Below are 25,857 nucleotides of genomic sequence, written 5' to 3' on the forward strand. Positions count from 1 at the left end.
AAGATGCAGCCAGCACCGCCACATGACGGCCGGTCGCGCGCCGACAGGAGCCGCCGGTTCGCCAGCGCCGCGCGGCATTCGGCGCGGGTGCGCGTGCTGCGCTGGCTGGTGCCCGCGATGGCGCTTGCCGTGACCGGGGTCGTCGTCGCGGTCATGGTCGCCTCGCGGCTGCTGCTGCCCGGTGTCGACATCGAGCTTGCCTCGCGGGCGATCGTCGACGGCCGGCTGGTGATCGGCGATCCACGGCTCGAGGGCTTCACGCCCGACGAGCGCGCCTATCGCGTGTCGGCGCAGTCGGCCAGCCAGGCGATCGGCGGCGACACGCTGAGCCTGCGCAAGATCAGCGCCGACATGGAGCTCGAGGACGGCTCGACCGCCTTCCTGACCGCCGAGAGCGGCACGTTCGACCCCAGTTCCAACAAGCTGACGCTGGACGCCGAGGCGGTGCTCGAAACGACAGCCGGCCTGCGCGCCCAGTTTTCGCAGGCCGAGATCGACGTCGGCGCCGGTAGTTTCGTCACCCGCCAGCCGGTGCGCGTCAGCCAGCCCGGCACGCAGATCGTCGCCGACAGCCTTTCGGTCGAGGACGCGGGCAAGCGGCTGGTGTTTGAAAACAATGTCAGCGTGGTGATAGAGCCCTCGGCCATCACAGCGCGGGCCGAAACGGAATGAAACACATGCACATATCATCGCCGCGCGCCGGCGCCGGCATCATCGTGCCGATCCTGGCGGCCATGCTGGTCTGGGCGCTCGCGCTCCCGGCCGCCGCCCAGCTCGCCGGCGGCGACTTCAACCTGTCGGGCGAGGGTCCGGTGCAGGTCGACGGCGACAGGCTCGAAGTGCTGGAAGATCAGGGACTTGCGATCTTCGAGGGCAATGTCCGCGTCGTCCAGGGCGAGACGGTGCTGCGCACCGGCCGGCTCGTCATCCACTATGTCCGCGACGGAAGCGGCGCGGCGACGACGGCCGCCGGCGCCTCGCAGATCGACCGACTCGAGGCGAGCGGCGGGGTCAACATCCAGGCCGGCAATCGCGTCGCCACCGGCGAGGCCGGCACCTACGACATGGGCACCGAAGTGCTGACCCTGACCGGCAAGCGGGTGACGCTCTCCGAGGACGGCAACGTCGCCACCGGCTGCCGGCTGACGGTCGACATGCGCGCCAACCGGTCGCGGCTCGAGGGCTGCGCCGACGCCGCCTCGCGCCCGACAATCCTCATCCAGCCGCAGAACCGTTGACGGCCGGCGCGGTGAAGGGGCGGAGCTTGTGGTCGATGTTCAGGCGCGCCGGTGACACAGTGCCCGCGCAACTGGCAGCCGCGCCCGCCGCCGGCAGCGCGTCGATGACCGGAACGCTGGTCGCGCGCGGCCTGACCAAGAGCTATCGCGGCCGCAAGGTGGTCGACGGCGCGTCGATGGCGGTGCGCGCCGGCGAGGCGGTCGGCCTTCTCGGCCCGAACGGGGCGGGCAAGACGACCTGCTTCTACATGGTCACCGGCCTCGTTCCGGTCGATGCCGGCCAGATCCTGATCGACGGACACGACGTCACCGCCATGCCGATGTATCAGCGCGCGCGCCTCGGCATCGGCTATCTGCCGCAGGAAGCGTCGATCTTCCGGGGCCTGTCGGTCGAACAGAACATCATGGCGATCCTCGAGGTCGTCGAACCCGATACCGCCGCGCGGGCCCGCAAGCTCGACGCGCTGCTCGACGAATTCTCCATCGCCCATCTGCGCAAGTCGCCGTCGATCTCCCTTTCGGGCGGTGAACGCCGGCGCTGCGAGATCGCCCGGGCGCTGGCGTCCGATCCCGCCTTCATGCTGCTCGACGAACCGTTCGCCGGCGTCGACCCGATCGCCATCTCCGACATCCAGGGCCTCGTGCGGCATCTGACGCGGCGCGGCATCGGCGTTCTGATCACCGATCACAACGTCCGCGAGACGCTGGGGCTGATCGACCGGGCCTACATCATCCACGCCGGCGCGGTGCTCACGCACGGCAGGCCCGAGGAGATCATCGCCAACCCCGACGTGCGCCGTCTTTACCTTGGCGACCAGTTCAGCCTTTGATCGCGCCGAACGGGCTGGCCTTCGCCGCGCGAACCCGCTTTAATGCAGCATGCAAGAGTTGGGCCAGATCGGCCCATGCGAGTGACGCGTAGGATGACATTTTCATGGCGCTGACGGCCCGCCTCAATCTGCGCCAGGCGCAGTCGATGACGATGACGCCGCAGTTGCTGCAGTCGATCCGGCTGCTGCAGTTCACCCATGCCGAACTGGAACAGTTTATCGAAGACCAGATCGAGCGCAACCCGCTGCTCGAACGACCCCAGGAGACGGCCGAGCCGCAGGACGGGGGCGGCGAGGCGCAGGGGCTGCCGCAGAGCGCCGCCGGCATGGCCGACCGGCTCGACGCCTCGCTCGAGAACGTCTTTCCCGACGATCCGGGCCGCAGCGAGCCGGACGGGCATCGCGTGCGCGGCGGGCCGATGCCCGGCCTGCCCTCGATGGGCGTCCCGGACGGCGACTGGCCGATCGAGGACTTCGCCGCCGGCAAGCCGACCCTTCGCGATCACGTGATGGCGCAGGCGGCGCTCGCCTTTCGCGAGCCGGCAAAGGCCGCCATCGCCGCCGAACTGGCCGACCGGCTCGACGAGCGCGGCTATCTCGAGGCCGACCTCGATGCGCTGGCGGAGCGGCTCGGCACGTCGGCTGAAAGCGTCTCGGACGTGCTTTCCGCGCTGCAGGGTTTCGAGCCGGCCGGCATCTTCGCCCGCGATCTGGCCGAGTGCCTGGCCCTTCAATGCGCGCGCCGCGACCGGCTCGACCCGGCCATGCGCATGCTGCTCGACAATCTCGATCTTCTCGCCCGCCGCGACTTCCGCGCGCTCAGCCGCCTGTGCGGCGTCGATCAGGCCGATCTCGTCGACATGCTGGCCGAGATCAGGACGCTCGATCCAAGGCCGGGCCTGGCCTATGACACCGCGCCGGTCCAGGCGGTCGTCCACGATGTCGAGGTCCGGGCCGGCGCCGACGGCGCATGGCAGGTCGAACTCAACCGCGATGCCCTGCCGCGCGTGCTGGTCGACCGCGACTACTACGCCACCGTCACCGCCGGCGCGCTGAACGGCGAGGAGAAATCGTTCATGACCCAGTGCCTTCAGGACGCGCACTGGCTCGAGCGCAGTCTGGACCAGCGCGCCAACACCATCCTGAAGGTTGCCGCGGAGATCGTCCGCCGGCAGGACGGCTTCCTCGTTTCCGGCGTCAGCGGTCTCAGGCCCCTGACGATGAAGGCGGTCGCCGAGGAGATCGCCATGCACGAATCGACGGTCAGCCGTGTGGTCGCCAACAAGTACATGCTGACGCCGCGCGGCATCTTCGAACTGCGCTTCTTCTTCACCGGCGCAATCGGCGGCACCGAAGGGGAGGGCGGCGATCATTCGGCCGAAAGCGTGCGCCAGCGCATCCGCGCCCTGATCGACGCCGAGCCGCCCGAGAAGATCCTGTCGGACGACGCGCTGGTCGGCCTGTTGCGGGGCGAGGGCGTCGACATCGCCCGGCGCACCGTCGCCAAGTATCGCGAATCGATGAACATCGCCTCCTCGGTGCAGCGCCGGCGCGAAAAGCGCGCCCGCGCGCTGATCGGCGCGTGAACCCGGGCCGGGCCCCCGCGCGAATTGACCCTTCACATCGCTTGATGATTGCATCAGTCTTGTCCGATGGAGGATCCTGCACCGGCGCCTATCCGTTTGCCGGCATAACAAGAACATGGGTATCAACTAGAGAGGACACACCATGAGCCTGCGCGTATCGGGAAAGCACATGGAGATCGGCGATGCGTTCCGCACGCGCATCGAGGACCGTATCGACGAGGCGGTCGACAAGTATTTCGGCGGCCGCGCCTCGGGCCACGTGACGGTCGAGAAGTCGAAGTCGCGTTTTACGACGGACTGCATGCTGCATCTCGATTCGGGCGCCATGCTGCAGGCCACCGGCGAAGCCCAGGATCCGCAGGCCTCCTTCGATGCCGCCGCCGAGCGGATCGAAAAGCGCCTGCGCCGCTACAAGCGCCGGCTGAAGTCCCACCACGCCAACGGCGCGGCCAACCGGGTCGAGGAATATGCCTACCGCGTGCTTGAGGCGCTGCCCGAGGACGAGGACGAGGACATCCCCGAGGACTACGCGCCGCTGGTCATCGCCGAGACCAAGATGGGTTTGTCCACCATGCCGGTTTCATCGGCGGTTTTGCAACTGGACCTTCAGGACACTCCGGTCTATGTGTTCCGCAATGCTGGGAGCGGTGATGTCAACCTTGTGTACCGCCGCCCCGATGGACATATCGGCTGGATCGACCCGGGTACGTTGAAGTAGCGACGGCGCGCGCGCCCGCTGCAAGAGATTTGTCGTGACGCGGTCACGGCGCCGGTCAGGCCGACGGCCCAAGAGGGAATGACGATGGATCTGGGCGATATCATCGCGGAAAACGCCGTGATCGGCGATCTGCGCGCCAATTCGAAGAAGCAGCTTCTCCAAACACTGTCCGAACACGCCGCCGACCTGACGGGGCTTTCGGCACGCGAGATCTTCGATACCGTTCTGCAACGCGAAAAGCTCGGCTCGACGGGCGTCGGCAACGGCATCGCCATTCCGCACGCCAAGTTTCCCGGCTTCGACCGGATCGCGGGCGTGTTCGCGCGGCTGGCCGAGCCGATCGATTTCGATGCGCTCGACGAACAGCCGGTCGATCTGGTGTTCCTGCTGCTGGCGCCGGAGAACGCCGGCGCCGATCATCTCAAGGCGCTTTCGCGCGTCGCCCGGCTGATGCGCGAGCCGGCGCGGGTGGCGCTGCTGCGCGCCACCACCGACCCGCACACGCTCTATCATCATCTGGTCAGCGCGCCCGCCTCGAACGCGGCCTGACCGCGCGCGTCAGCGGATGCGGCGCTCGGACTGCGGGTCGAACAGCATAGCGCGGGCCGGGTCGAACCGCGCCTTGAACGACTGGCCGGGCTTGATGCCGTGCCCTTCCTCGAGCGCGATCGTCAGCGGATTGTCCGTGTCGGCGCCCGAATAGCCGTAGGACACGCCGCCCAGATCCTCGATCACCTCGATGCGCGTCTCGATGGCCGCCGTGCCCTGGCTGGTGAAATGTTCGGGGCGGATGCCGAGCAGCACCTCGGTGCCCGGTTTCAGCGTACCGCTCACCGGCACCTTTGCCGTGGCGCCGTCGAACTCGGTCAGGGCGATCACGGATTCGCCGTTCGCCGATTCGCTGACCGTGCCGGCGAGAAAGTTCATCTTTGGCGAGCCGATGAAGCCGGCGACGAACAGATTGTCCGGGTCCGCGTAGAGGTCGAGCGGCGCGCCCGCCTGCTCGATCCGCCCCGCACGCAGCACGACGATCTTGTCTGCCAGCGTCATCGCCTCGACCTGGTCGTGCGTCACATAGATCATCGTCGCGCCGAGATCGTTGTGCAGCTTGGCGATCTCCAGCCGCATTCTGACGCGCAGCTCGGCGTCCAGGTTGGACAGCGGTTCGTCGAACAGGAACACCTTCGGCTCGCGCACGATCGCCCGGCCGATCGCCACGCGCTGGCGCTGGCCGCCCGAAAGCTGCTTGGGCTTGCGCTCGAGAAGCTGTTCGAGATGCAGGATTTCGGCCGCCCGCTGCACGCGCTCCCGGACGAATTTCGGGTCCGAGCCGGTCATCTTCAGCCCGAACCCCATGTTCTCGGCGACGGTCATGTGCGGATAGAGCGCGTAGGACTGGAACACCATCGCAACGCCCCGGTCCGCCGGCTCGACGTCGGTGACGTCCTCGCCGCCGATCGAGACCGTGCCGCCGCTCGCTTCCTCGAGCCCCGCAACGAGGCGCAAAAGCGTGGACTTGCCACAGCCGGACGGGCCCACGAAGACGGCGAACTCGCCCGCCTCGATGGTCAGGTCGACGCCGTGGATCACGTCCACATTGCCGAATGATTTCTTCAGTTTGGTCAGTTGAACGTCGGCCAAGTCGTCTCCCCCGCGATTGGCTTGCCGCGGCCGGTTAGGCGCGCGGGCCGAGCTTGATTTCGATGTCTGTGATGATCGCCTGCGCCGCCGCGCGCACCTCGTCCTCCCACCGGGCAAGCTGCTCGAGCGGAATCCGGTAGCTCGGCGCGGTCACCGAGATGCCCGCGGCGAACGACCGGTCGTGCGACCAAAGCGGCGCGGCCACGCAATGGATGCCCTGCTCGTGCTCCTCGCGGTCGTAGGCAATGCCGGACGTGCGGATACGCGCCACCTCGGCTTCCAGCGCGGCGGCGTCGGTGATCGTGTTGTCGGTGTGGCGAACGAAGCCGATCCGGGCAATCCGCGCCCGCGCCTCGGCCGGGGGCAGCGCGGCAAGCGCCGCCTTGCCGACGCCGGTGCAGTAGCAGGGCGAGGCGTTGCCGATCTGGCTGTGCATGCGCACCGCCTGGCGCGATTCGACCTTGTCCAGATAGATCACCTCGAGATCCTGAAGCACCCCCAGATGAACGGTCTCGCCGGTCTTCTCGTGCAGCGCGGTCAGGTGCGGTTCGGCGATCTCGCGGAAGCGGTTGCCCGACCAGGCGCGCGCCGCGAACTGCAAAAGCCGCAGACCGAGCCCGTAGGACTGGTCCGGGTTCACCTGCAGCAATCCCTCGGAGATCAGGTTGGAGACCTGCCGGTGCAGCGTTCCCGGCGGCTGCCCGACCGCATCGCGCAGGTCGCGAAAGCGCATCGGCCGGTCGGCGCGCGCCACCGTATCGAGCACCGCGATCGCCTTGCCCAGCGTGCCGGTGCCGACATCCGCCCGGCCACCCGTTTCCGGTGCCCGGCGCACGGCCATCTGCCTGTCAGTGTCCGCCGACATCATCCTCCCCCGGACGCGGCGCACCCTGGCCGCGCCCTTGACTTGGCTGCGACGTTAGCCCAATAATTCGACATAGTCAAACTGCGTTCCATTATACGGAATGACGGAACGCATTTGTCTGCTTTTGAACCGCGCCCGACGTCTTCGCTGACGGCGCGTCAAGCAACGGCGGATGGCAGTCCATCCGCACTCGGGAGGAAAATCGGGATGAAACCCATTATCAAGAGCGCCGTGATCGGCGCGGCCGTCGCGGCGACGATGTCCGGCACGGCGTTCGCGCGCGATCTCGTCATCACCTACGACGATCTCAATCCGGCACCCAAGGAATCGTTCGAATGGGTGATCGAGCAGTTCAAGGCCGAAAATCCGGACATCAACGTCATCACCAACATCAACGACCGCGAGGCCCACAAGACCGCGATCCGCAACTTCCTGTCGGCCGACGCGCCCGACGTGACGTCCTGGTATGCCGGCAACCGCATGGCGCCGTTCGTCGATGCGGGCCTGTTCGAGGACGTGTCCGACGTGTGGACCGACAACGGTTTCGACGAGACGCTTGCCTCGACCATGCCGTCCATGACCATCGACGGCAAGCAGTGGGGCGTGCCCTATACCTACTATCAGTGGGGCGTCTACTATCGGAAGGACATCTTCGACGAGCTGGGCCTTGAAGAGCCCGAGACCTGGGAAGAGCTGCTCGAGGTCTCGCGCACCCTGTCGGAGAACGACATCACGCCCTTCACCATCGGAACCCAGTTCCTGTGGACCGCTGCCGGCGTGTTCGATTATCTGAACCTGCGCCAGAACGGCTACGAGTTCCACAACGATCTGACCGCCGGCCGCGTCGCCTACACCGACGAGCGTGTCCGCGCGACCTTCGAGCGCTGGAACGAACTGATGGAGGCCGGCGGCTTCATCGAGAACCACGCCACGATGAGCTGGCAGGACGCGCTTGCGCCGTTCGTCAACGGCGAGGCAGCCATGTACGTGATGGGCAACTTCGCCGTCGCGGCCATGCGCGATGCGGGCCTGTCGGACGACCAGATCGACTTCTTCCAGTTCCCGGTCATCAACCCGGACATTCCGAACGCCGAGGAAGCGCCGACCGACACCTGGCACATTCCGGCCAACGCCCAGAACAAGGAGGACGCCCGCAAGTTCCTCGCCTTCGTCGCGCGCCCGGACATCCAGACCGAGTGGAACAAGCGGCTCGGCCAGCTTCCGGTCAACTCGCAGGCCGAAGTGGGCGACGACAAGTTCCTGCAGCAGGGGTTCGAGGTCCTGAACGCGGCGGCCGGTATCGCCCAGTTCTATGACCGCGACGCGCCCGCCGAGATGGCCAAGGCCGGCATGGAAGGCTTCCAGGAGTTCATGATCAACCCCGATCGCCTGGACCGCATCCTCGAGCGCCTCGACCGCGTCCAGGAGCGGGTCTACAACTGACCCTGTGACGGCCGGGCGCCACCGGGCGCCCGGCCCCTTCTTTCCGCGAGGTCCGGACATGACCGACGCCGTCGCACCCCCCATCGCCGGATCGCCGGCCCGCACCCGCAAGCCGCGCTCGTGGATGCGGCGCAACCGGGTGACGATCGCGCCCTGGCTGTTCCTCGCGCCGGCGCTGATCATGTTCGCGATCTACGTGATCATCCCGATCTTCCAGTCGATCTGGATTTCCTTTTACGAATGGGACGGGCTCGGCGAAGCCGAATGGATCGGCCTGCGCAACTACGAGGACCTGTGGTACGACGACCGGTTCTACACCTCGCTGAAGAACAACGTCATCTGGCTGGTGCTCTACATGCTGGCCGTGCCCGCCGGGCTCGGCATCGCGCTTTTCCTGAACCAGACCGTGACCGGCATCCGCGTCTACAAGTCGCTTTTCTTCTTTCCCTTCGTGATCAGCCAGGTCGTCGTCGGGCTGATCTTCGCCTGGTTCTACAACCCCAATTTCGGCATCGTCGGCCAGGTCTGGGAGTTCTTCGGCGCCAACCCGCCCTCGATCCTCGGGGACGAGGATCTGGTTACCTACGGCATCATCTTCGCCGGCCTGTGGCCGCAGATCGCCTATTGCATGATCCTGTACCTGACCGGGCTGAACAACGTGTCCCCGGACCAGATCGAGGCCGGTCGGCTCGACGGTGCCAGGGGTTTCCGCATGCTGTGGCACGTCATCCTGCCGCAGCTTAGGCCGGCCACCTTCATCGCCGTCGTCGTCACGGTGATCGGCGCGTTGCGCTCGTTCGACCTGATCGCCATCATGACCCAGGGCGGACCGTACGGCTCCTCCAACGTGCTGGCCTACTACATGTACGAGGTGGCGCTGTCCGAATACGGCTTCCGCTACGGCTACGGCTCGGCCATCGCCACGGTGCTGTTCACCATCATGCTGATCTACATCTCCTATTTCCTGTGGCGCATGTACCAGGACGAAAAGGGGGACCGGTGATGAGCGAAGCCTTCCGCGCCCGTGTCGCCGACATCTGTTCGGCCATGCCCGGCAGCGAGGTCTCCGACCCCTGGGGCGGCGGCCACGACGCCTACAAGGTCGCCGGCAAGATGTATGCGTGCATCGGCGCGATCACGCCGGGCGTTGCGGTCAAGTGCGCCGACATCGAGACCGCCGAGATGCTCAAGCAGGTCGGGGCGGCCGCGCACGCGCCCTATTTCCACAAGAGCTGGGTGCTGGTCGCCGAGGATGCCGACGGCGACGAATTGCGTCATCGCATCGAGACGTCCTACGACATCGTCCGAGCCAAGTTGCCCAGGAAGGTGCGCGACGCCCTGCCGGCGCGCCCGGCGATGGAGGCCGGCTGATGTTCCCCGCACCCATCGAAAAGGCCCCGGCGTCCGCGCAGATCGCCTACAAGGTCGCGCTGCCCGTCGCGCTGTTCATCTGGCTGCTGCCGCTTCTGGCGATCTTCGTCACCTCGATCCGGCCCGCCGCAGACATCAATGCCGGCAACGTGTTCGGCTGGCCGTCCAACTTCCAGCTCATCGAGAACTACGCGACCGTGTTCCGCACGTCGGACGCGGCAACCTATCTCTGGAATTCGCTGCGCATCACCGTGCCGACGGTGATCATCTCGATCTCGCTGGCCTGCCTTGCGGGCTATGCGCTTGCCATCTATCGCGGCTTCCGCTGGGCGCTGCCGCTGTTCTTCCTGTTCGTCGCCGGCAATTTCGTGCCTTTCCAGATCCTGATGATCCCTGTTCGGGACCTGTCCGTGCGCGCCGATCTCTACGACACGATCACCGGCCTCGTCCTGTTCCACGCCGCGTTCCAGACCGGCTTCTGCACGCTGTTCATGCGCAATTTCATCAAGGCGCTGCCCTATGAGCTGATCGAATCGGCGCGCATCGAGGGTGTCGGCGAGTTCAAGATCTTCTGGTATCTCGTCCTGCCGCTGGTGCGGCCGGCCATCGCCGCCCTGTCGGTGCTGATCTTCACCTTCGTGTGGAACGACTTCTTCTGGGCGACGGTGCTGATCCAGTCCGACGAACTCTTGCCGATCACCGTCGGCGTGCGTTCGCTGAACGGCCAGTTCGTCAACCAGTGGCAACTGGTCTCGGCCGCCTCGCTGCTCGCCGCGCTGCCGCCGATCTTCATGTTCTTTGCCATGCAGAAGCACTTCATCGCCGGGCTGACGCTCGGCGCGACCAAGGGATGACCATGTCCGCCTCACCGACCATCGCCTTCATCGGCGCCGGCTCGACCGTCTTCATGAAGAACCTCGTCGGCGACATCCTGCACCGGCCGGCGCTGGCCGGCGCCACGGTCCGCCTGATGGACATCGACGCCGAGCGCCTCGGCCAGTCCAAGCTCGTCGCCGAAAAGCTGATCGCCACGCTCGGCGCCCCGGCGACCGTGACCGCGACCACCAGCCAGCGCGAGGCCGTCGACGGCGCCGATTTCGTCATCTGCGCCTTCCAGATCGGCGGCTTCGAGCCGGCGACACGGGTCGATTTCGACGTGCCCAAACAGTTCGGCCTCGAACAGACCATCGCCGACACGCTCGGTCTGGGTGGCATCATGCGCGGGCTGCGGACGGTGCCGCATTTGTGGGCACTGTGCGCCGACATGGAGGAACTCTGCCCGGACGCGATCCTGCTTCAATACGTCAACCCGATGGCGATCAACACCTGGGCGATCGCCGAGCGGTTCCCGCGCATCAGGCAGGTGGGCCTGTGCCATTCCGTTCAGGGGACGGTGAAGGAACTCGCCCGCGATCTCGACATCGATCCGGCCCGCATTCGCTATCAGTCCGCCGGCATCAACCACGTCGCCTTCTTCCTGCGGCTCGAGGAGCGCCTCGAGGACGGCGCCCACCGCGATCTCTACCCCGCCCTGCGCGAGGGCTACCGCGCCGGGCGCATCCCCAAGCCGTCCGAATGGAACCCGCGCTGCCCCAATCTGGTGCGCTACGAGATGATGATGCGGCTTGGCTATTTCGTCACCGAGTCCTCGGAGCATTTTGCCGAATACGTGCCATGGTTCATCAAGCGCGACAGGCCCGACCTGATCGAGCGCTTCCAGATCCCGCTCGACGAATATCCCAAGCGATGCGTCGAGCAGCAGAGCGCCTGGGCGGCGCAATATGCCGAATATCAGTTGGCTGACTCAATCGGCATCGAGCCGAGCCACGAGTACGCCTCCGACATCGTCAATTCGGTGTGGACGGGCGAGCCTTCGGTGATCTACGGCAACGTGCCAAACCACCGGCTGATCGACGGCCTGCCCGATGGCTGCGCGGTCGAGGTGCCGTGCCTGGTCGATGCCAACGGCATCCAGCCGACCCGCATCGGCGCGTTGCCGCCGCAGCTCGTCGCGCTGATGCGGACCAACGTCAACGTGCAGGAGTTGACGGTCCGGGCGCTGATGGAAGTGAACCGCGAACACGTCTATCACGCCGCGATGATGGACCCGCACACCGGCGCCGAACTCGATCTCGACCAGATCTGGAACGTCGTCGACCGGCTGATCGACGCGCATGGCGCCTGGCTTCCGGACTGGCTGCACGATCCGGCCGCACGCATCGCGGCGCAATGAACCGCCGCGCAAGGAAATGACGAGGACCCGATGACCGATTTGCCGACCTATCCCGACCTCAAGGGCGCCTCGGTGCTGATCACGGGCGGCGGTTCGGGCATCGGCGCCGCGTTGACCGAAGGGTTCGTCGCGCAGGGCGCGCAGGTTGCCTTCATCGACATCGCCGAGGAACCAAGCAGGCGCCTCGCCGCCGAACTGCACGACCGCTACGGCCACGCCCCGCTCTATCTGAAGGCCGACCTGACCGATGTCGACGCGGTTCGCGCCGCCGTCGACGAGGCGGCCCGCGACCATGGCCTGATCAGCGTCCTGGTCAACAACGCGGCCTGGGACGACCGGCACGAACTCACCGATGTGGATGCCGGCTACTGGGACAAGAACCAGGCGATCAATCTGCGCCACGCCTTCTTCACCGCCCAGGCGGTCGCCGAGGGCATGAAGGCGTCCGGTGGCGGCTCGATCATCAACTTCACCTCGACCTCGTTCATGCTCAACATCGGCGAGATGCCGTCCTACACGGCCGCCAAGGCGGGCATCATCGGCCTGACCAAGGGTCTGGCCGGCAAGCTTGGCCCATTCGGCATTCGCGTGAACGCGATCGCGCCGGGCTGGGTGATGACCGACCGGCAAAAGCAGCTCTGGGTGACCGAGGACGCGCTCAACGAGATGCTCGAGCGGCAGACGCTCAAGCACGCGCTGCAGCCCGCCGAGATGGCTGGGCCCTGCCTGTTCCTCGCCTCGAACGCCGCAAGCGCCATCTCCGCCCAGGTCCTGATCGCGGACGGTGGTCTGTTGTGACGCTCGACGCGGCCATCGCGGCTGTTCTGGTCGACTGGGGCACCTCGCGCCTACGCCTTTGGGCGATCGGGACCGATGGAGCCACGATCGATGCGATCCGCAGCGCCGAGGGCATGGGCGCCACCGAGCCGCGCGCCTTCGAGGGCATCCTCGAACACCATCTTGCCGAACTGGGCGCCCGCGCCGACGTGCCGGTGATCATGTGCGGCATGGTCGGCAGCCGGCAGGGCTGGCAGGAAGCGCCCTATGTCGCGGTTCCGGCGCGGCTCGACACGATCATTGCCCGCGCCGTGCGCGTTACGGGCACTCCGCGCGACGTGCGCATCCTGCCCGGCATCGCCGACCGGTCGGCCGATGCGCCCGACGTGATGCGAAGCGAGGAGACGCAGTTGCTCGGCCTTTCGCGGCTTGCCGGGCCGACCGCCGACGGGCTCGTGTGCATGCCGGGCACGCACGCCAAATGGGTGCTGCTTGACGATGGGGCGCGAACGGTCGCCGCCTTCGCCACCGCGTTGACTGGCGATCTGTTCGCGGCGCTGTCGACCGCTTCGGTCCTGCGCCACTCGATCGCCGATGGCGCGGGCACCGATGGCGACGCGTTCGACGCGGCCGTTGCAGCTTCACTCGCCGAACCCGCGACGACGCTCATGCGCCTTTTTGCGATCCGCTCGCGCGGGCTGCTGGCCGGGCAGGACGCGGCCCACGCCCTCGGGACGCTGTCGGGCACGATCATCGGCCATGACATTGCCGGCGCGCTGGCGCGCTTCGGCCGGCCCTCCCGCCTGACGCTGGTCGGCGGCGGCACGCTCGGCACGCTCTATGAACGCGCCCTGCGGGTCGCCGGGATCGCCGCGACGCCGATCGACGGCGAGGAACTGGCCTGCGAGGGTCTTCTGGCGGCCGCCCGTCAGATCTGGCCGGACCGGCTGCCCGCCGCCCCGGCCGCGGCGATGGCGCACTGATGTCCGCCACCCCGCACCAGACCGTCACCGCGCCCTGGCCGAAGCTCAATCGCGGCCTCGTCGCGATCCTGCGCGGCCTGACCCCGGACGAGGCGCCCGATATCGCGAGCGCGCTCGTCGAGGCGGGCTTCGATGCGATCGAGGTGCCGCTCAACTCGCCCGACCCGTTCGCTTCGATCGAAACCATTGCCGCGCGCTTCGGCGACCGCGCGCTGGTCGGCGCCGGCACCGTGCTGACCCCCGAGGCCGTCGACCGGCTCGCCGATGCGGGCGGGCGGCTGCTGGTCTCGCCCAACATCGACGCAGCCGTGATGGCCCGCGCCGCCGAACGCGGCCTCGTCACCATGCCCGGCGTCTTCACCGCGACCGAGGCGCTGGCGGCGGTCGCTTCCGGCGCTAGCGCGCTGAAATTCTTCCCGGCCAGCGCACTCGGGCCGGGGGGCATCAAGGCGATCGCGGCGGTGCTGCCGCCCGAGACCGTGATCGGTGCGGTCGGCGGCGTTTCCGACAAGCATTTCGCGGCCTATGCCACGGTCGGCGTCCGCACCTTCGGGCTCGGTTCGTCGCTTTTTGCCCCCGGCGCGAAACCGGACGACGTGCACGGCCGCGCCGTCGAGGCGGTCGCCGCCTATGACGCGATCTTCGGGGGCGACGATGCCGACCGTTGAGTTCGTATCGCAGACGCGCTGCCATCTGGGCGAGGGGCCCTATTACTGCCCGCGCCGCGACACGCTGTTCTGGTTCGACATCCTTGCAAGGCGGCGCCACGCCTTCGACTTCGGCACCGGCGCGGAGACGGTCCTCGACCTGCCGGAGATGGCGAGCGCCATGGGCATCACCGGGTACGGCCGCGACGTGCTGTTCACCGAAACGGGCCTGTGGCTGTGGGACGGATCGGAACTGACCCGCCTCGCCGCCATCGAGGCGGATGATCCCGATACGCGTTCCAACGACGCCCGCGTCCATCCTTCCGGCGCGTTCTGGCTGGGCACGATGGGCAAGAAGGCCGAACCGGGCGCCGGCGCGATCTACCACTGGTTCGCCGGCCGGCTGGAATGCCTCTACCGGGACATCACCATCCCCAACGCGATATGCTTTGCGCCGGACGGCAGGACTGCCTTCTTCGCCGACACCAAGGACGGCCGGCTGATGAAGGTCGCCGTCGATCCGGCCAACGGCCGGCCGGTCGGCACCCCCGAAGTCTTCGTCGATCATCGCGACGGTCAAGGCGGCCTCGATGGCGCGGTGTGCGATGGGGACGGCCATGTCTGGAACGCCCGCTGGGGCGCTTCGGCGCTCGACCGCTACGCGCCGGACGGAACCCGCCTTGCGACGATCGATCTTCCGGTGACACAGCCTTCGTGCCCGGCCTTCATCGGCGGCAACCGCATCGCGGTGACCTCGGCCTTCGAGGGCATGGACGAGGCAGCCCGCGCGGCCGATCCGGACGCCGGCGCGACATTGATCGTCACGCTCGACGAACCCGTTGAACCGCGCTTCGAGCCGCCTGTCCTTCTGCTCTGAGCCGCCCGGAAACCACGCCCATGACGCCCTATCGCAAGCAGCGCCTCGGCACCTGCTACTATCCCGAACACTGGCCGCAGGAGCGCTGGCGCACCGACGCCGCGATGATGGTCGAGGCCGGCCTGTCCGCCGTTCGCATCGGCGAATTCGCCTGGTCGCGGCTCGAGCCCGAGCCGGGGCAGTACGATTTCGGCTGGCTCGACGCGGCGTTCGACGTGCTGTCGGAGGCGGGCCTTTCGATCGTGCTGGGAACGCCGACGGCGACGCCCCCCAAATGGCTGGTCGACACCATGCCCGACATGGTCGCGATCGATGCCGAAGGCCGGCCGCGCGGTTTCGGATCGCGCCGGCATTACTGCTTTTCCCATGCCGGCTACCGGGCCGAATGCGCACGCATCGCCGAGGCGCTGGCGCGGCGCTATGGCGATCATCCGGCCCTCGAAGCCTGGCAGATCGACAATGAATATGGCTGCCACGACACGGTACTGAGCTATTCGCAGGCCGCGCGCGCGGGCTTTCGCGACTGGCTGGCGCAGAAGTACCAGTCGCCGCAGGCGCTCAACCGGGCCTGGGGCAACGTGTTCTGGTCGATGGAGTATCGGAGCTTCGAGGAAGTCGAACTGCCCAACCTGACCGTCACCGAGCCGAACCCGGCCCATGTGATGGATTTCCGCCGCTACAGTTCCGATCAGGTCGTCAGCTTCAACCGGCTGCAGGCCGACATCATCCGCCGCCATTCGCCGGGCCGGCCTGTCAGTCACAATTTCATGGGCTCGGAGACCGGTTTCGACCATTACGCGGTGAGCGACGATCTCGACATCGTCACCTGGGACTCCTATCCGATCGGCTTTCTCGACCGGGACACGACCGACGAGACGGCGAAGCAGCGCTACATCGGCGTGGGCGATCCCGACCTTCAGGCCTTCCACCACGACCTCTATCGCGCCTGCGGGCAGGTGCGGAACGGGCCGGATGAGGGCCGCTGGTGGGTGATGGAGCAGCAGCCCGGCCCGGTGAACTGGGCCCCGTACAATCCCGCCCCGACGCCGGGCGCGGTGCGCCTTTGGGCATGGGAGGCGTTCGCCGCCGGCGCCGAACTGGTCTCCTACTTCCGCTGGCGCCAGCCCTCCTTTGGGCAGGAACAGATGCACGAGGCGCTGCTGCTGCCGAACGGCGAGCCGAACGAGGGCTGGCACGTCTGCCGGCAGCTTGCACAGGACCTTGCCGATCTCGATGCGGCCGCAGCGCCCCCGCGGGCCGATGTCGCGCTGGTGTTCGACTATGAGAGCGCCTGGGCCTGGGACATCCAGCCCCAGGGCGCCGATTTCTCCCATCTCGACATGGCGTTGCGCTTCTACCGCGCCCTGCGCCGCGCCGGTGTCAGCGTCGATGTCGTGCCGCCGACCCCCGAGGCGGTGCAAGGCCGCAGGCTCGTCATCCTGCCCGCCCTGTTCGCGGGCTCGCAGGCGCTGGCCGACACGCTCGCGCAAGGCGATGCGCATGTGCTGATCGGGCCGCGCACGGGGTCCAAGACCGACGATTTCCGGATCCATCCCGACCTGCCGCCCGGACCGTTCGGCGCGCTCGCCGGCATCACGGTGACCCGCGTCGAAAGCCGGCCGCCCTTCGCGCCCGTCGCGCTCGCGGACGGAACGCGCTTTCAGGGCTGGCGCGAATTCGTCCGGATCGCCGCCGAAACCGTCAGGGTCGAACTGGAAAGCGCCGACGGCCACCCGGCCTGGATCGTCAATGGCCGTGTCCTCTATCTGGCCGGCCGGCCGGACGAAGCGCTGGCCGACAATGTCGTTCGCCACCTTATGGACGATGCGGGTCTGACGGCGCACGCGCTTCACCGCGACGTCCGCATCCGCGACAATGGCGATCTGCGCTACGTCTTCAACTACGGCCCCGAGACGGTCGACGTGTCGGATCTGGTCGAAGACCATGCCATCGTGCTCGGCGCGGCGGCGCTCGAACCGCGCGGCGTGCTCGTGCTGCGCCGACGCCGGTGACCGCGTCCAACTTCGACCTTGCCGGCGCGTCGCCCGCGCAATAGCAAGATGCGATGGCCGTTCTGGTACTCGACACCGCCGCGCGCTTTTGTTCCGTCTGCCTCTTCGACGAGACGGCGGGCGAGGTCGTCTCGGCGATCGAGGACGAGATCGGCCGCGGCCATGCCGAACGTCTGATGGACACGATCGAGGCGGTCATGGCGAAGGCCGGGACAAGCTTCGACGCGCTGTCCGGCATCGCGGTGACGATCGGGCCGGGCTCGTTCACCGGCATCCGGGTCGGCGTCGCCGCCGCGCGCGGCTTCGCGCTGGCGCGGGACCTGCCGGTGACCGGCGTGACCACGCTGGAGACGATCGCCATGCAGGCGCTTTCCGGGACGATGCCGGACGGACCGCTGGCCGTGCTGATCGGCGGTGGACGCGGCCAGATATTCCTGCAGCATTTCGCGCCGGACGGTACCGTCCTCGACGCACCGGGCGCCGTGCCCGAACAGGGTGCGGGTCGGCACGTCCGGAACGATTGCGCGCTGCTGGCCGGCGATGCGGCCGAACGCGCCGGCCTTGACCTGCCCCGCGCCGTCGACCGGCCGGTCGGCACGATCGAAGCGGTGGCGAGGGCGGCGCAGCGCTATGCCCATCCGCCGTCGCCGCTCTATCTGCGCGGTGCCGACGCCAAGCCGCAGCAGGGCTCCGTGTTGCCGCGCCGCATGGCCGGGGAAGCCGTGTCATGAAATGGTGGCAGGGTTTGTGGGCCTCGGCCGAGGTGACGCTGGTGTCGCTGACCGCCGAGCATGCGCGCGATGCCGCCGACGTCCATGCGGCGACCTTCGCGCGGCCCTGGACCGACGGCGAGATCGCCGATCTCCTGTCGCGGCCGAACGTCTTCGGCTATGCGGCCCGCCCGGCGCAGGGCGGCGTGGCCCTGACGGGCTTCGTGCTCGTCCGCCTCGCCGCCGACGAGGCCGAGATCCTGACCATCGCGGTGCGCCCGGACTGGCAGGGGTATGGGGTCGGCCGCCGGCTGATGGATCAGGTGCTCGCCCACGCCCATCGCGAACGGCTCGCCTCGCTCTTCCTCGAGGTCGACGAGGCCAACGCCGCCGCCCTTGCGCTTTATCGCAAGCTGGGCTTCGCAGCGGTCGGCGAACGGCCGGGCTATTATCGCGACCGCCAGGGCGACCGTCGCCGCGCCATCGTCATGCGCCGCGATCTGGCGTCTCCGCGCAAGGGGCGCTGATGGACACCGTGCGCGGGGCGTTCGTCGTCGCCCAGGTGCTGGCCATCACGGCGATCCTGTTGCCTATTCATCTCTTCGCGCAATGGCGGCGCTGGCCGCTGCGAAAGCGGACCGCGCTCGCCTGGCATCGTGCCACGGCGCGCGCCATGGGCCTGCGCATCCGCGTCCATGGCGAACTCGCGGCCACCTCTGACCATGGCGTGCTGATCGCCGCCAATCACGCCTCCTGGCTCGACATCGTGGCACTGGGCGCGACCGCGCCGGTCAGCTTCATCGCCAAGGACGAGGTCATGCAGTGGCCGTTCTTCGGCCATCTCGCGCGCTGGCAGGAGTCCGTCTTCGTGACGCGTTCGGTCCGCGCCAGCACGCGCGCCCAGGCCGAAACCATCGCGGCCAGGCTCGCGGGCGGCGACACCATGGTGCTGTTTCCCGAGGGGACCACGTCGTGCGGCAACTTCCTGCTGCCGTTCAAGTCGGCGCTGTTCGGCGCGGTCGGCATGGGAGACGGCGTGGCCGGCGTGAAGTGGGTCCAGCCGGTCGCCATCGCCTATGTCGGCGTCGACGGCATTCCGATGGGCCGCCAGGGCCGGCCGCTCGCCGCCTGGCCCGGCGACGTGGCCATGGCCCCGCATCTGGGCCGCATCCTGCGCGAGGGGCGCATCGAGATCGCCATCGGCTTCGCCGATCCGATCCGCGTGACGGCGGGCACCGACCGCAAGCGCCTGGCGGCCGAAGCCGAGGCGGCTGTCCGCGCAACCTTTTCGGACCTGCTGCGCGGGCGCGAACCGCCTTTCGCGCGTGGCCAAAACCCGCTAAGGACGGGCCCATGAGTGACGGTGAAACCGCAAGCAATTCCGGCGACGGTCAGCGCAAGGTCTTCGTGAAGACCTATGGTTGCCAGATGAACGTCTATGACAGCCAGCGCATGGCCGATGCGCTGGCGCGCGACGGCTTTGTCGAGACCGATAAGGCCGACGATGCCGACATGGTGCTGCTGAACACCTGCCACATCCGCGAGAAGGCGGCCGAGAAGGTCTATTCGGAGATCGGCCGGCTGCGCCAGTTGCGCGACAGGCGTCGCAAGGGCGGCGCCGACATGATGATCGGTGTCGCCGGCTGCGTCGCCCAGGCCGAGGGGCGCGAGATGATCGCGCGCGCGCCGGCCGTCGATTTCGTCATCGGGCCGACCACCTATCACCGGCTGCCGGACGTCGTGGCCCGGGCGCGCGGCGGCGAGAAGGTCGTCGAGACCGAGTTCGCCGTCGAGGACAAGTTCGAGCATCTGCCGCGCCAGCAGGCTCGCCAAGTGCAAAGGCGCGGCGTCGCCGCGTTCCTGACCGTGCAGGAGGGTTGCGACAAGTTCTGCACCTTCTGCGTGGTGCCCTATACGCGTGGCGCCGAGGTCTCCCGCCCCGTCGCGCAGATCGTCGAGGAAGCGCGCCGGCTCGTCGCTGCCGGCGTGCGGGAGATCACGCTTCTGGGCCAGAACGTAAACGCATGGCATGGCGAGGGCGCCGACGGCCGGTCCTGGGGTCTCGGCGAACTGCTGCACGAACTGGCCGGGATCGAAGGGCTCGCCCGGCTGCGCTACACGACCAGCCATCCGCGCGACATGGACGATGCGCTGATCGCCGCCCATCGCGATCTCGACGTGCTGATGCCCTACCTGCATCTGCCCGTGCAGGCCGGTTCGGACCGGATCCTGAAGGCGATGAACCGCCGCCACACCGCCGAGGACTACCGGCGTCTGGTCGATCGTATCCGCGCCGCCCGGCCCGATATCGCCCTTTCGGGCGACTTCATCGTCGGCTTTCCCGGCGAGACCGACGATGATTTCGAGGACACGATGCGGCTCGTGCGCGATGTGACCTATGCGCAGGCGTTCTCGTTCAAATATTCGCCGCGCCCCGGCACGCCCGGCGCCGACATGGCCGGCCATGTGGATGAACAGGTGAAATCCGAGCGCCTCGCAAGGCTCCAGGCGCTTCTGGCCGAACAGCAGGCCGGTTTCATGCAACAGCTTGTCGGCAAAGAGGTTTCCGTTCTCCTCGAAAAGCCCGGCCGGGAACCGGGACAGCTTGTCGGCCGTTCGCCCTTCCTGCAGCCGGTGATCTGTGATGAAACTGTCGGGAAGATCGGTGACATTGCCACCGTGCGAATCGGGCGGGCTTCGGCCAACAGCCTGATCTCGGAACCCGTGGAACGCCGCAGGCATGCGGCATGAAGACAAGGGCAGGGCAGAGCGCTTGACGACGCAAACCGGTGTCAGAACGCAAGTCGCGCCGCACGGCGCATCCGATCTCGCCCACATCGTCATGACCTTCGACAACAACCACCATGCACGTGCGTTGTTCGGTCAGTTCGACCAGAACCTGGCGCTGGTCGAGCAGAAGCTGGGCATCGATGTGCGGGCGCGCGGCAACCAGGTCACGATCAAGGGCGAACCGATGGCGACCGAACAGGCGCGCCGGGCGCTCGACTGGCTCTACGATCGGCTCGAGGAGGGCGGCCGCGAGCCCGAGGCGTCCGATGTCGAGGGCGCCCTGCGCATGGCGATTGCCGCCGACGACCAGCTTTCGCTGCCGACCATGGATGGCGGCTCGCCGCGCCTTGCCGCCGCCCAGATCGCCACGCGCAAGCGCACCATCCTGGCGCGCACCCCCAACCAGGACGCCTATATGCGCGCGCTCGAGCGGGCCGAACTGGTGTTCGGCGTCGGTCCGGCCGGCACCGGCAAGACCTATCTGGCCGTCGCCCATGCGGCGATGCTGCTCGAACGCGGCCAGATCGACCGCATCATCCTGTCGCGCCCGGCGGTGGAAGCCGGCGAGCGGCTCGGCTTCCTGCCCGGCGACATGAAGGAGAAGGTCGACCCCTATCTGCGGCCGCTCTACGACGCGCTCTACGACATGATTCCCGGCGACAAGGTCGAGCGTGCGCTCGCCGCCGGCGTCATTGAGATCGCCCCGCTCGCCTTCATGCGCGGCCGCACCCTGTCGAACGCGGCCGTGATCCTCGACGAGGCGCAGAACACGACCTCCATGCAGATGAAGATGTTCCTGACGCGGCTTGGCGAGAACGCGCGCATGATCGTCACCGGCGATCCCAGCCAGGTCGACCTGCCGCCCGGCCAGAAGTCGGGTCTGATCGAGGCGCTCAACCTGTTGCGCGAGGTCGAGGGCATCGTCACAGTGCGCTTCAGGGATTCCGACGTCGTGCGCCACCCGCTGGTCTCGCGCATCGTCGCCGCCTACGACCGCGAAACGGGCGGCTGACCCCGACCATGCATCTGCACATCGATATCGCCATCGAGGGGGGCGGCTGGCCCGGCGATGCCGAGGTGCGACCGCTCGTCGAACGCGCGCTCACCGTCGCCGGCGACCACCTCGGCCTTGGCGGCCACGCCTCGGAAGTGTCGCTCGTTCTGACCGACGACGCCACGGTCCGCACGCTCAACGCGCGCTGGCGCGGCAAGGACACGCCGACCAACGTGCTGTCGTTTCCCGCCTATCCCGTCGCGGCCGGCGACCCGCCCGGTCCGCTGCTCGGCGACATCGTGCTCGCGCGCGAGACGATCGCCCGCGAGGCCGCCATTGACGGCAAGCCGTTCGATGCCCATTTCCGTCATCTGATTGTTCATGGTTTTTTGCATCTTCTCGGCTATGATCATCAATCTGACAAAGATGCCGAGCAGATGGAGCGCCTTGAACGCGCAATATTGGCCGACCTGGGAATAAGCGACCCCTACGCGCCGGTATTGGATGACCCGAAAGACGATGGAAGACCGACAACCTGAAAAAAGGGCGCAGAGCGCGCCCGCCGACGCGGACGCCGAGCCCTCAAGTCCGGGCTTGCCCGCCATCATCCCTCCCCGAAAACAGCCGGGCTTCTTCCAGCGCCTGGCCTACCTGTTCCGGCCGCAGGCGAACGCGACCATTCGCGAGAACCTGCGCGATGCGCTTGCCGCCTCCAGCGCGGCCGGCGACCAGACGATCTCGGCCGACGAACGGGCGATGCTCGACAACATCCTGCGGCTGCGCGAGGTCCGCGTCTCCGACGTGATGGTGCCGCGCGGCGATGTCGAGGCGGTCGACCTGTCGACCACGCTCGGCGACCTGCTCAAGCAGTTCGAGACCTCGGGCCACAGCCGCATGCCGGTCTACAACGAGACGCTCGACGATCCCCGCGGCATGGTCCACATCCGCGACGTGATGGGCTATCTGACGCGCACGGGCAGGCGCCGGCCGCGCCGCTCGCGTGCCGCCGCGAGCAACGGCTCGACGGCCAAGACCGCGACCAGAACCGGCTCCTCCATCAAGACCAACGGCAACGGCAAGCCGAACGGCAGCGCCGGCGCGAAGGGATCGCTCGACTTCTCGCGCATCGATTTCTCCCGCACGATCGGCGATCTGAAGCTGATGCGGCCGGTCCTGTTCGTGCCGCCCTCCATGCTGGCCTCGGACCTGATGGCGCGCATGCAGACCCAGCGCATCCAGATGGCGCTCGTCATCGACGAGTATGGCGGCACCGACGGCCTTGTCTCGCTCGAGGACGTGGTCGAGATGGTCGTCGGCGACATCGAGGACGAGCATGACGAGGTCGAGGTGCAGATCGAGCGCACCGACGAGAACACCGTGATCGTCGATGCGCGTCTCGAACTGGAGGAAGCGCGCGCCGAACTGGGCGATCCGTTCGTCGAGGCAGCGCAGCGCGAGGGCGAGGGCGACGTCGACACGATCGGCGGGCTCATCTTTTCGCTGCTCGGCCGCGTGCCGGTGCGCGGTGAGGTCATTCCCGCCTTCGCAGGCTACGAGATGGAAGTCCTGGCGGCTGATCCGCGCCGCATCAGACGGGTTCGCCTTGTGCGTGCGCGCCAGCATCAGCGTCGCGCCGCGGCCCGTCGCGAGGCGGTCGCCGGAAATGCGGCCAGCCAACCGCGGCTGCCCGCACCCGCCTCCGAGGAAACCAAGCCGGAGGCCGAGCCGGTCAACGTCTGAGCGGGCGCTTGCCGTCGCGCCCGGTCGGCAAGCCTGATATGGCTTGTGGCGACGTGATTCGGTTCGGCAGTTCATGCAAGCCATCGCCCAGCGGATCCTGCTTCTGCACGGCTGGCGACGCGCCCTGGTGGCGCTTGTCGCCGGCGCGCTGACGGCGCTTGCCCAGGCGCCGTTTCACCTGTTCGCGGTCGGATTCGTGACATTCCCGGTGCTGGTCTGGCTGCTCGACGGGGCGACCGGAGCGACGCCGGGCCGCCCGGCCGGGGCGCTGCGCTCGGCCTTCGCGATCGGCTGGCTGTTCGGCTTCGGCTATTTCACCGCCGGCCTTTGGTGGATTGCAAACGCACTGCTGGTCGAGGCGCCTGAATTCGCCTGGGCGATACCGCTCGCCGTGACGGGCATTCCGGCGCTTCTTGCCGTGTTCTGGGGCCTTGGCTGCGTCCTTGCCCGCCTCGTCTGGTCCGACGGTGTCGGCCGTATCGCCGCACTTGCCGTCGGGCTCGGTCTTGCCGAGTGGGCGCGGACGTTCGTCCTGACCGGATTTCCCTGGAACGCGATCGGCTACGCGCTGATGCCGTCGCCGGTGATGATGCAGTCGATCGTTCTGGGCGGGCTGTTCGCGATGAACGCCGCCGCCGTCCTTGTCTTCGCGCTGCCCGCGCAGCTTGGCGCCGAACGCCGCCGCTCGGCCGCCGCTGCGCTGGTGCTGTGCGCGGTCCTGCTCGCCGGCCATGTCGGGTTTGGCGTCTGGCGGCTCGGCCTCGCGCCCGATCGGGCGGCGATCGATGCCGAAGCGCCCGTCATCCGGCTCGTTCAGCCGGCGATCGCCCAGCAGCAGAAGATGGATGCCTCGGCGCGCCAGGACACATTCACGACGCTGCTCGACCTGTCCGCGCTTGACGCCGCGCCCGCTTCGTCAGCCGAGACCGGCGCGGCCATGGCGGCCGAAAGCCCGCGTCGCCCTGATATCGTCATCTGGCCCGAAACCTCTGTGCCTTATCTTTTGACCCGCGAGGCGGCGGCGCTGGCGGCGATCGGCGACACGCTGGGGCCGGAACAGATGCTGCTGACCGGCGCGGTGCGCGAGGAGCCGGGCGAAGAGGACGGAACGGTCACCGGCCGCTACTATAATTCCGTCATGGCGGTGTCCGGCGACGGCGTGATCGCCGGCGCGGCCGACAAGGTGCACCTGGTCCCGTTCGGCGAGTATCTGCCGTTGGCGCCGCTGTTCGAGCGGATCGGGCTGAACGCCGTCGCCGCGGCCGACCGCGGCTATTCGGCCGCGCCCGCCCGCGCGGTGATCGATCTGCCAGGCGGCCCGACCGTGCTGCCGCTGATCTGCTACGAGGCGATCTTCCCGCACCTTTCCGCGGCGCCCGCCGGCAGCGATGTCGACGCCATCGTCAACGTCACCAACGATGCCTGGTTCGGGCGCACGCCGGGACCCTGGCAGCACATGCACCAGAGCCGCCTGCGCGCCGTGGAGACCGGCCTGCCCCTGGTGCGCGTCGCCAACAACGGCATATCGATCGCCGTCGATCCGTTCGGGCGGGCGCTCGCGCGGATCGGTCACGACGAACGCGCCGTGGCCGACGTGCAACTGCCCGCGCCGACGGAGCCGTTGCGCCTCGGCATGGGTCGCCACGGCAACTTCTGGTTGTTTTTGGCGACGCTGACGGCTATTGCTCTAGCGGGACGTGCGGGCTGGGGCGCTTCGCGTGGCAGGCCGTGAGCGACGGCGTTGACAGCGGCAACGGCGCCGGCACATAGGTATCGCGCCAAGCTGACATCATGCGTTTGGGGGAACGCGTCGGCGCGGTTTCTGGTCCTGAACCGACGGTGTCACAGGGGCAGTTGCGGGACGCAGGATGAACGCCAAGAAAAAGAAACCCAACCCGATCGATATCCATGTCGGAAGTCGCATCCGGTTGAGGCGCACGATGCTGGGCATGAGCCAGGAGAGGCTGGGCGAAAGCCTCGGCATCACCTTCCAGCAGGTCCAGAAATATGAAAAGGGCACCAACCGCGTTGGCGCCAGCCGCCTGCAGAACATCTCCGCGGTCCTCAACGTGCCCGTCTCCTTCTTCTTCGAGGATGCGCCCGGCGAGCAGGGAGCCGAAAGCGGTTCGGGCATGGAAGAGAACGCGGCCACCTATGTGGTCAACTTCCTGTCGAGCTCCGAGGGCCTGCAGCTCAACCGCGCCTTCGTGAAGATCACCGATCCGAAGGTCCGGCGCCGCATCATCGACCTGGTGCGCACGCTCGCCGAGGAAGAAGGCTAGGACCTTTCCCCTTGCGCCCGACCCGTTTCGAACGCCGGAGCGATCGCTTCCGCGATCGCGACAGGCCGCGTGAAGCCCTGCCATGTCAGAGGATATGCGCTTATGCTTATATCTTTGTAT

At 67.8% G+C, this 25,857-nt stretch carries 26 protein-coding genes and 1 pseudogene; 25 read left to right on the forward strand and 2 right to left on the reverse strand.

Going from position 1 to position 25,857, the window contains the following annotated elements; all coding sequences use genetic code 11:
• Positions 1 to 3: 3 nt before the first annotated feature.
• From lptC to ptsN, 6 genes and pseudogenes are all read left to right on the forward strand, one after another.
• Entirely contained in the window at positions 4 to 672 is a 669-nt protein-coding gene (gene lptC, locus E0E05_RS02955) for an LPS export ABC transporter periplasmic protein LptC (RefSeq protein ID WP_158629258.1), read from the forward strand.
• A 5-nt stretch (positions 673 to 677) separates the two neighbouring features.
• Positions 678 to 1,238, forward strand: a complete 561-nt coding sequence (locus E0E05_RS02960) for an LptA/OstA family protein (RefSeq protein WP_210215750.1) — start codon at positions 678 to 680, stop codon at positions 1,236 to 1,238.
• 107 nt (positions 1,239 to 1,345) lie between these two features.
• Positions 1,346 to 2,068 (forward strand): annotated as a pseudogene (gene lptB, locus E0E05_RS02965) (LPS export ABC transporter ATP-binding protein); the annotation flags it as partial.
• Positions 2,069 to 2,172: 104 nt separating this feature from the next.
• A complete protein-coding gene (gene rpoN, locus E0E05_RS02970; protein WP_131615365.1) occupies positions 2,173 to 3,654 on the forward strand; it encodes an RNA polymerase factor sigma-54 in 1,482 nt (493 codons plus the stop codon).
• 142 nt (positions 3,655 to 3,796) lie between these two features.
• Positions 3,797 to 4,372: a ribosome hibernation-promoting factor, HPF/YfiA family gene (gene hpf, locus E0E05_RS02975; RefSeq protein ID WP_131615366.1), complete on the forward strand. Its 576-nt coding sequence runs from the start codon at positions 3,797 to 3,799 to the stop codon at positions 4,370 to 4,372.
• A gap of 84 nt (positions 4,373 to 4,456) precedes the next feature.
• The gene (gene ptsN / locus E0E05_RS02980) at positions 4,457 to 4,921 is read left to right on the forward strand and encodes a PTS IIA-like nitrogen regulatory protein PtsN (protein ID WP_131615367.1); all 465 of its coding nucleotides are present in this window, start codon (positions 4,457 to 4,459) and stop codon (positions 4,919 to 4,921) included.
• Between the two features lie 9 nt (positions 4,922 to 4,930).
• On the opposite strand, the gene E0E05_RS02985 is transcribed toward ptsN, so the two are convergent.
• Together E0E05_RS02985 and E0E05_RS02990 are read right to left on the reverse strand one after the other, a co-directional pair.
• Positions 4,931 to 6,013, reverse strand: a complete 1,083-nt coding sequence (locus E0E05_RS02985; protein ID WP_131615368.1) for an ABC transporter ATP-binding protein — start codon at positions 6,011 to 6,013, stop codon at positions 4,931 to 4,933.
• A 34-nt stretch (positions 6,014 to 6,047) separates the two neighbouring features.
• The gene (locus E0E05_RS02990) at positions 6,048 to 6,854 is read right to left on the reverse strand and encodes an IclR family transcriptional regulator (protein ID WP_131617868.1); all 807 of its coding nucleotides are present in this window, start codon (positions 6,852 to 6,854) and stop codon (positions 6,048 to 6,050) included.
• Between the two features lie 231 nt (positions 6,855 to 7,085).
• Between E0E05_RS02990 and E0E05_RS02995 the strand changes: the two genes are divergently transcribed.
• The 19 genes from E0E05_RS02995 to E0E05_RS03085 all read left to right on the forward strand — a co-directional run bounded on the left by E0E05_RS02995 (position 7,086) and on the right by E0E05_RS03085 (position 25,737).
• On the forward strand, positions 7,086 to 8,321 hold the full coding sequence (locus E0E05_RS02995; protein WP_131615369.1) for an ABC transporter substrate-binding protein: 1,236 nt from the start codon (positions 7,086 to 7,088) through the stop codon (positions 8,319 to 8,321).
• 58 nt (positions 8,322 to 8,379) lie between these two features.
• Positions 8,380 to 9,324, forward strand: a complete 945-nt coding sequence (locus E0E05_RS03000; protein ID WP_131615370.1) for a carbohydrate ABC transporter permease — start codon at positions 8,380 to 8,382, stop codon at positions 9,322 to 9,324.
• The gene (locus E0E05_RS03005; RefSeq protein WP_131615371.1) at positions 9,324 to 9,692 is read left to right on the forward strand and encodes an MmcQ/YjbR family DNA-binding protein; all 369 of its coding nucleotides are present in this window, start codon (positions 9,324 to 9,326) and stop codon (positions 9,690 to 9,692) included. The genes E0E05_RS03000 and E0E05_RS03005 overlap by 1 nt, the downstream gene beginning before the upstream one ends.
• Entirely contained in the window at positions 9,692 to 10,546 is an 855-nt protein-coding gene (locus tag E0E05_RS03010; RefSeq protein ID WP_131615372.1) for a carbohydrate ABC transporter permease, read from the forward strand. The genes E0E05_RS03005 and E0E05_RS03010 overlap by 1 nt, the downstream gene beginning before the upstream one ends.
• A gap of 2 nt (positions 10,547 to 10,548) precedes the next feature.
• Positions 10,549 to 11,925, forward strand: coding sequence for an alpha-glucosidase/alpha-galactosidase (gene melA / locus E0E05_RS03015; RefSeq protein ID WP_131615373.1), 1,377 nt, complete (start codon positions 10,549 to 10,551; stop codon positions 11,923 to 11,925).
• Positions 11,926 to 11,955: 30 nt separating this feature from the next.
• Positions 11,956 to 12,723, forward strand: a complete 768-nt coding sequence (locus E0E05_RS03020; RefSeq protein ID WP_131615374.1) for an SDR family NAD(P)-dependent oxidoreductase — start codon at positions 11,956 to 11,958, stop codon at positions 12,721 to 12,723.
• The gene (locus E0E05_RS03025) at positions 12,720 to 13,685 is read left to right on the forward strand and encodes a 2-dehydro-3-deoxygalactonokinase (protein WP_131615375.1); all 966 of its coding nucleotides are present in this window, start codon (positions 12,720 to 12,722) and stop codon (positions 13,683 to 13,685) included. Before E0E05_RS03020 ends, E0E05_RS03025 begins: the two co-directional genes overlap by 4 nt.
• Positions 13,685 to 14,353, forward strand: a complete 669-nt coding sequence (locus tag E0E05_RS03030; protein WP_131615376.1) for a 2-dehydro-3-deoxy-6-phosphogalactonate aldolase — start codon at positions 13,685 to 13,687, stop codon at positions 14,351 to 14,353. The genes E0E05_RS03025 and E0E05_RS03030 overlap by 1 nt, the downstream gene beginning before the upstream one ends.
• Positions 14,340 to 15,209 (forward strand): SMP-30/gluconolactonase/LRE family protein, encoded by an 870-nt coding sequence (locus tag E0E05_RS03035; RefSeq protein WP_131615377.1) that lies wholly within the window; start codon positions 14,340 to 14,342, stop codon positions 15,207 to 15,209. Before E0E05_RS03030 ends, E0E05_RS03035 begins: the two co-directional genes overlap by 14 nt.
• Positions 15,210 to 15,229: 20 nt before the next feature.
• Positions 15,230 to 17,221, forward strand: coding sequence for a beta-galactosidase (locus tag E0E05_RS03040; protein ID WP_131615378.1), 1,992 nt, complete (start codon positions 15,230 to 15,232; stop codon positions 17,219 to 17,221).
• Between the two features lie 53 nt (positions 17,222 to 17,274).
• Positions 17,275 to 17,952, forward strand: coding sequence for a tRNA (adenosine(37)-N6)-threonylcarbamoyltransferase complex dimerization subunit type 1 TsaB (gene tsaB / locus E0E05_RS03045; RefSeq protein WP_131615379.1), 678 nt, complete (start codon positions 17,275 to 17,277; stop codon positions 17,950 to 17,952).
• Positions 17,949 to 18,458: a ribosomal protein S18-alanine N-acetyltransferase gene (rimI, locus tag E0E05_RS03050; protein ID WP_131615380.1), complete on the forward strand. Its 510-nt coding sequence runs from the start codon at positions 17,949 to 17,951 to the stop codon at positions 18,456 to 18,458. The genes tsaB and rimI overlap by 4 nt, the downstream gene beginning before the upstream one ends.
• Complete coding sequence (gene olsA / locus E0E05_RS03055) at positions 18,458 to 19,288, forward strand: lyso-ornithine lipid O-acyltransferase (protein WP_131615381.1); 831 nt, start codon at positions 18,458 to 18,460, stop codon at positions 19,286 to 19,288. The genes rimI and olsA overlap by 1 nt, the downstream gene beginning before the upstream one ends.
• Positions 19,285 to 20,682, forward strand: a complete 1,398-nt coding sequence (miaB, locus tag E0E05_RS03060) for a tRNA (N6-isopentenyl adenosine(37)-C2)-methylthiotransferase MiaB (protein WP_131615382.1) — start codon at positions 19,285 to 19,287, stop codon at positions 20,680 to 20,682. The genes olsA and miaB overlap by 4 nt, the downstream gene beginning before the upstream one ends.
• Positions 20,683 to 20,704: 22 nt before the next feature.
• Positions 20,705 to 21,733 carry a PhoH family protein gene (locus E0E05_RS03065; protein WP_374729259.1) on the forward strand — a complete coding sequence of 343 codons (1,029 nt, stop codon included), beginning with the start codon at positions 20,705 to 20,707 and terminating at the stop codon, positions 21,731 to 21,733.
• Between the two features lie 8 nt (positions 21,734 to 21,741).
• Positions 21,742 to 22,254 (forward strand): rRNA maturation RNase YbeY, encoded by a 513-nt coding sequence (ybeY, locus tag E0E05_RS03070; protein WP_131615384.1) that lies wholly within the window; start codon positions 21,742 to 21,744, stop codon positions 22,252 to 22,254.
• Entirely contained in the window at positions 22,220 to 23,455 is a 1,236-nt protein-coding gene (locus E0E05_RS03075) for a hemolysin family protein (protein WP_428977591.1), read from the forward strand. Before ybeY ends, E0E05_RS03075 begins: the two co-directional genes overlap by 35 nt.
• A gap of 73 nt (positions 23,456 to 23,528) precedes the next feature.
• A complete protein-coding gene (gene lnt, locus E0E05_RS03080; RefSeq protein ID WP_131615386.1) occupies positions 23,529 to 25,187 on the forward strand; it encodes an apolipoprotein N-acyltransferase in 1,659 nt (552 codons plus the stop codon).
• 136 nt (positions 25,188 to 25,323) lie between these two features.
• Entirely contained in the window at positions 25,324 to 25,737 is a 414-nt protein-coding gene (locus E0E05_RS03085; protein WP_131615387.1) for a helix-turn-helix domain-containing protein, read from the forward strand.
• Positions 25,738 to 25,857 lie beyond the last annotated feature (120 nt).

It is taken from the genome of Roseitalea porphyridii (assembly GCF_004331955.1).
Lineage (GTDB): Bacteria > Pseudomonadota > Alphaproteobacteria > Rhizobiales > Rhizobiaceae > Roseitalea > Roseitalea porphyridii.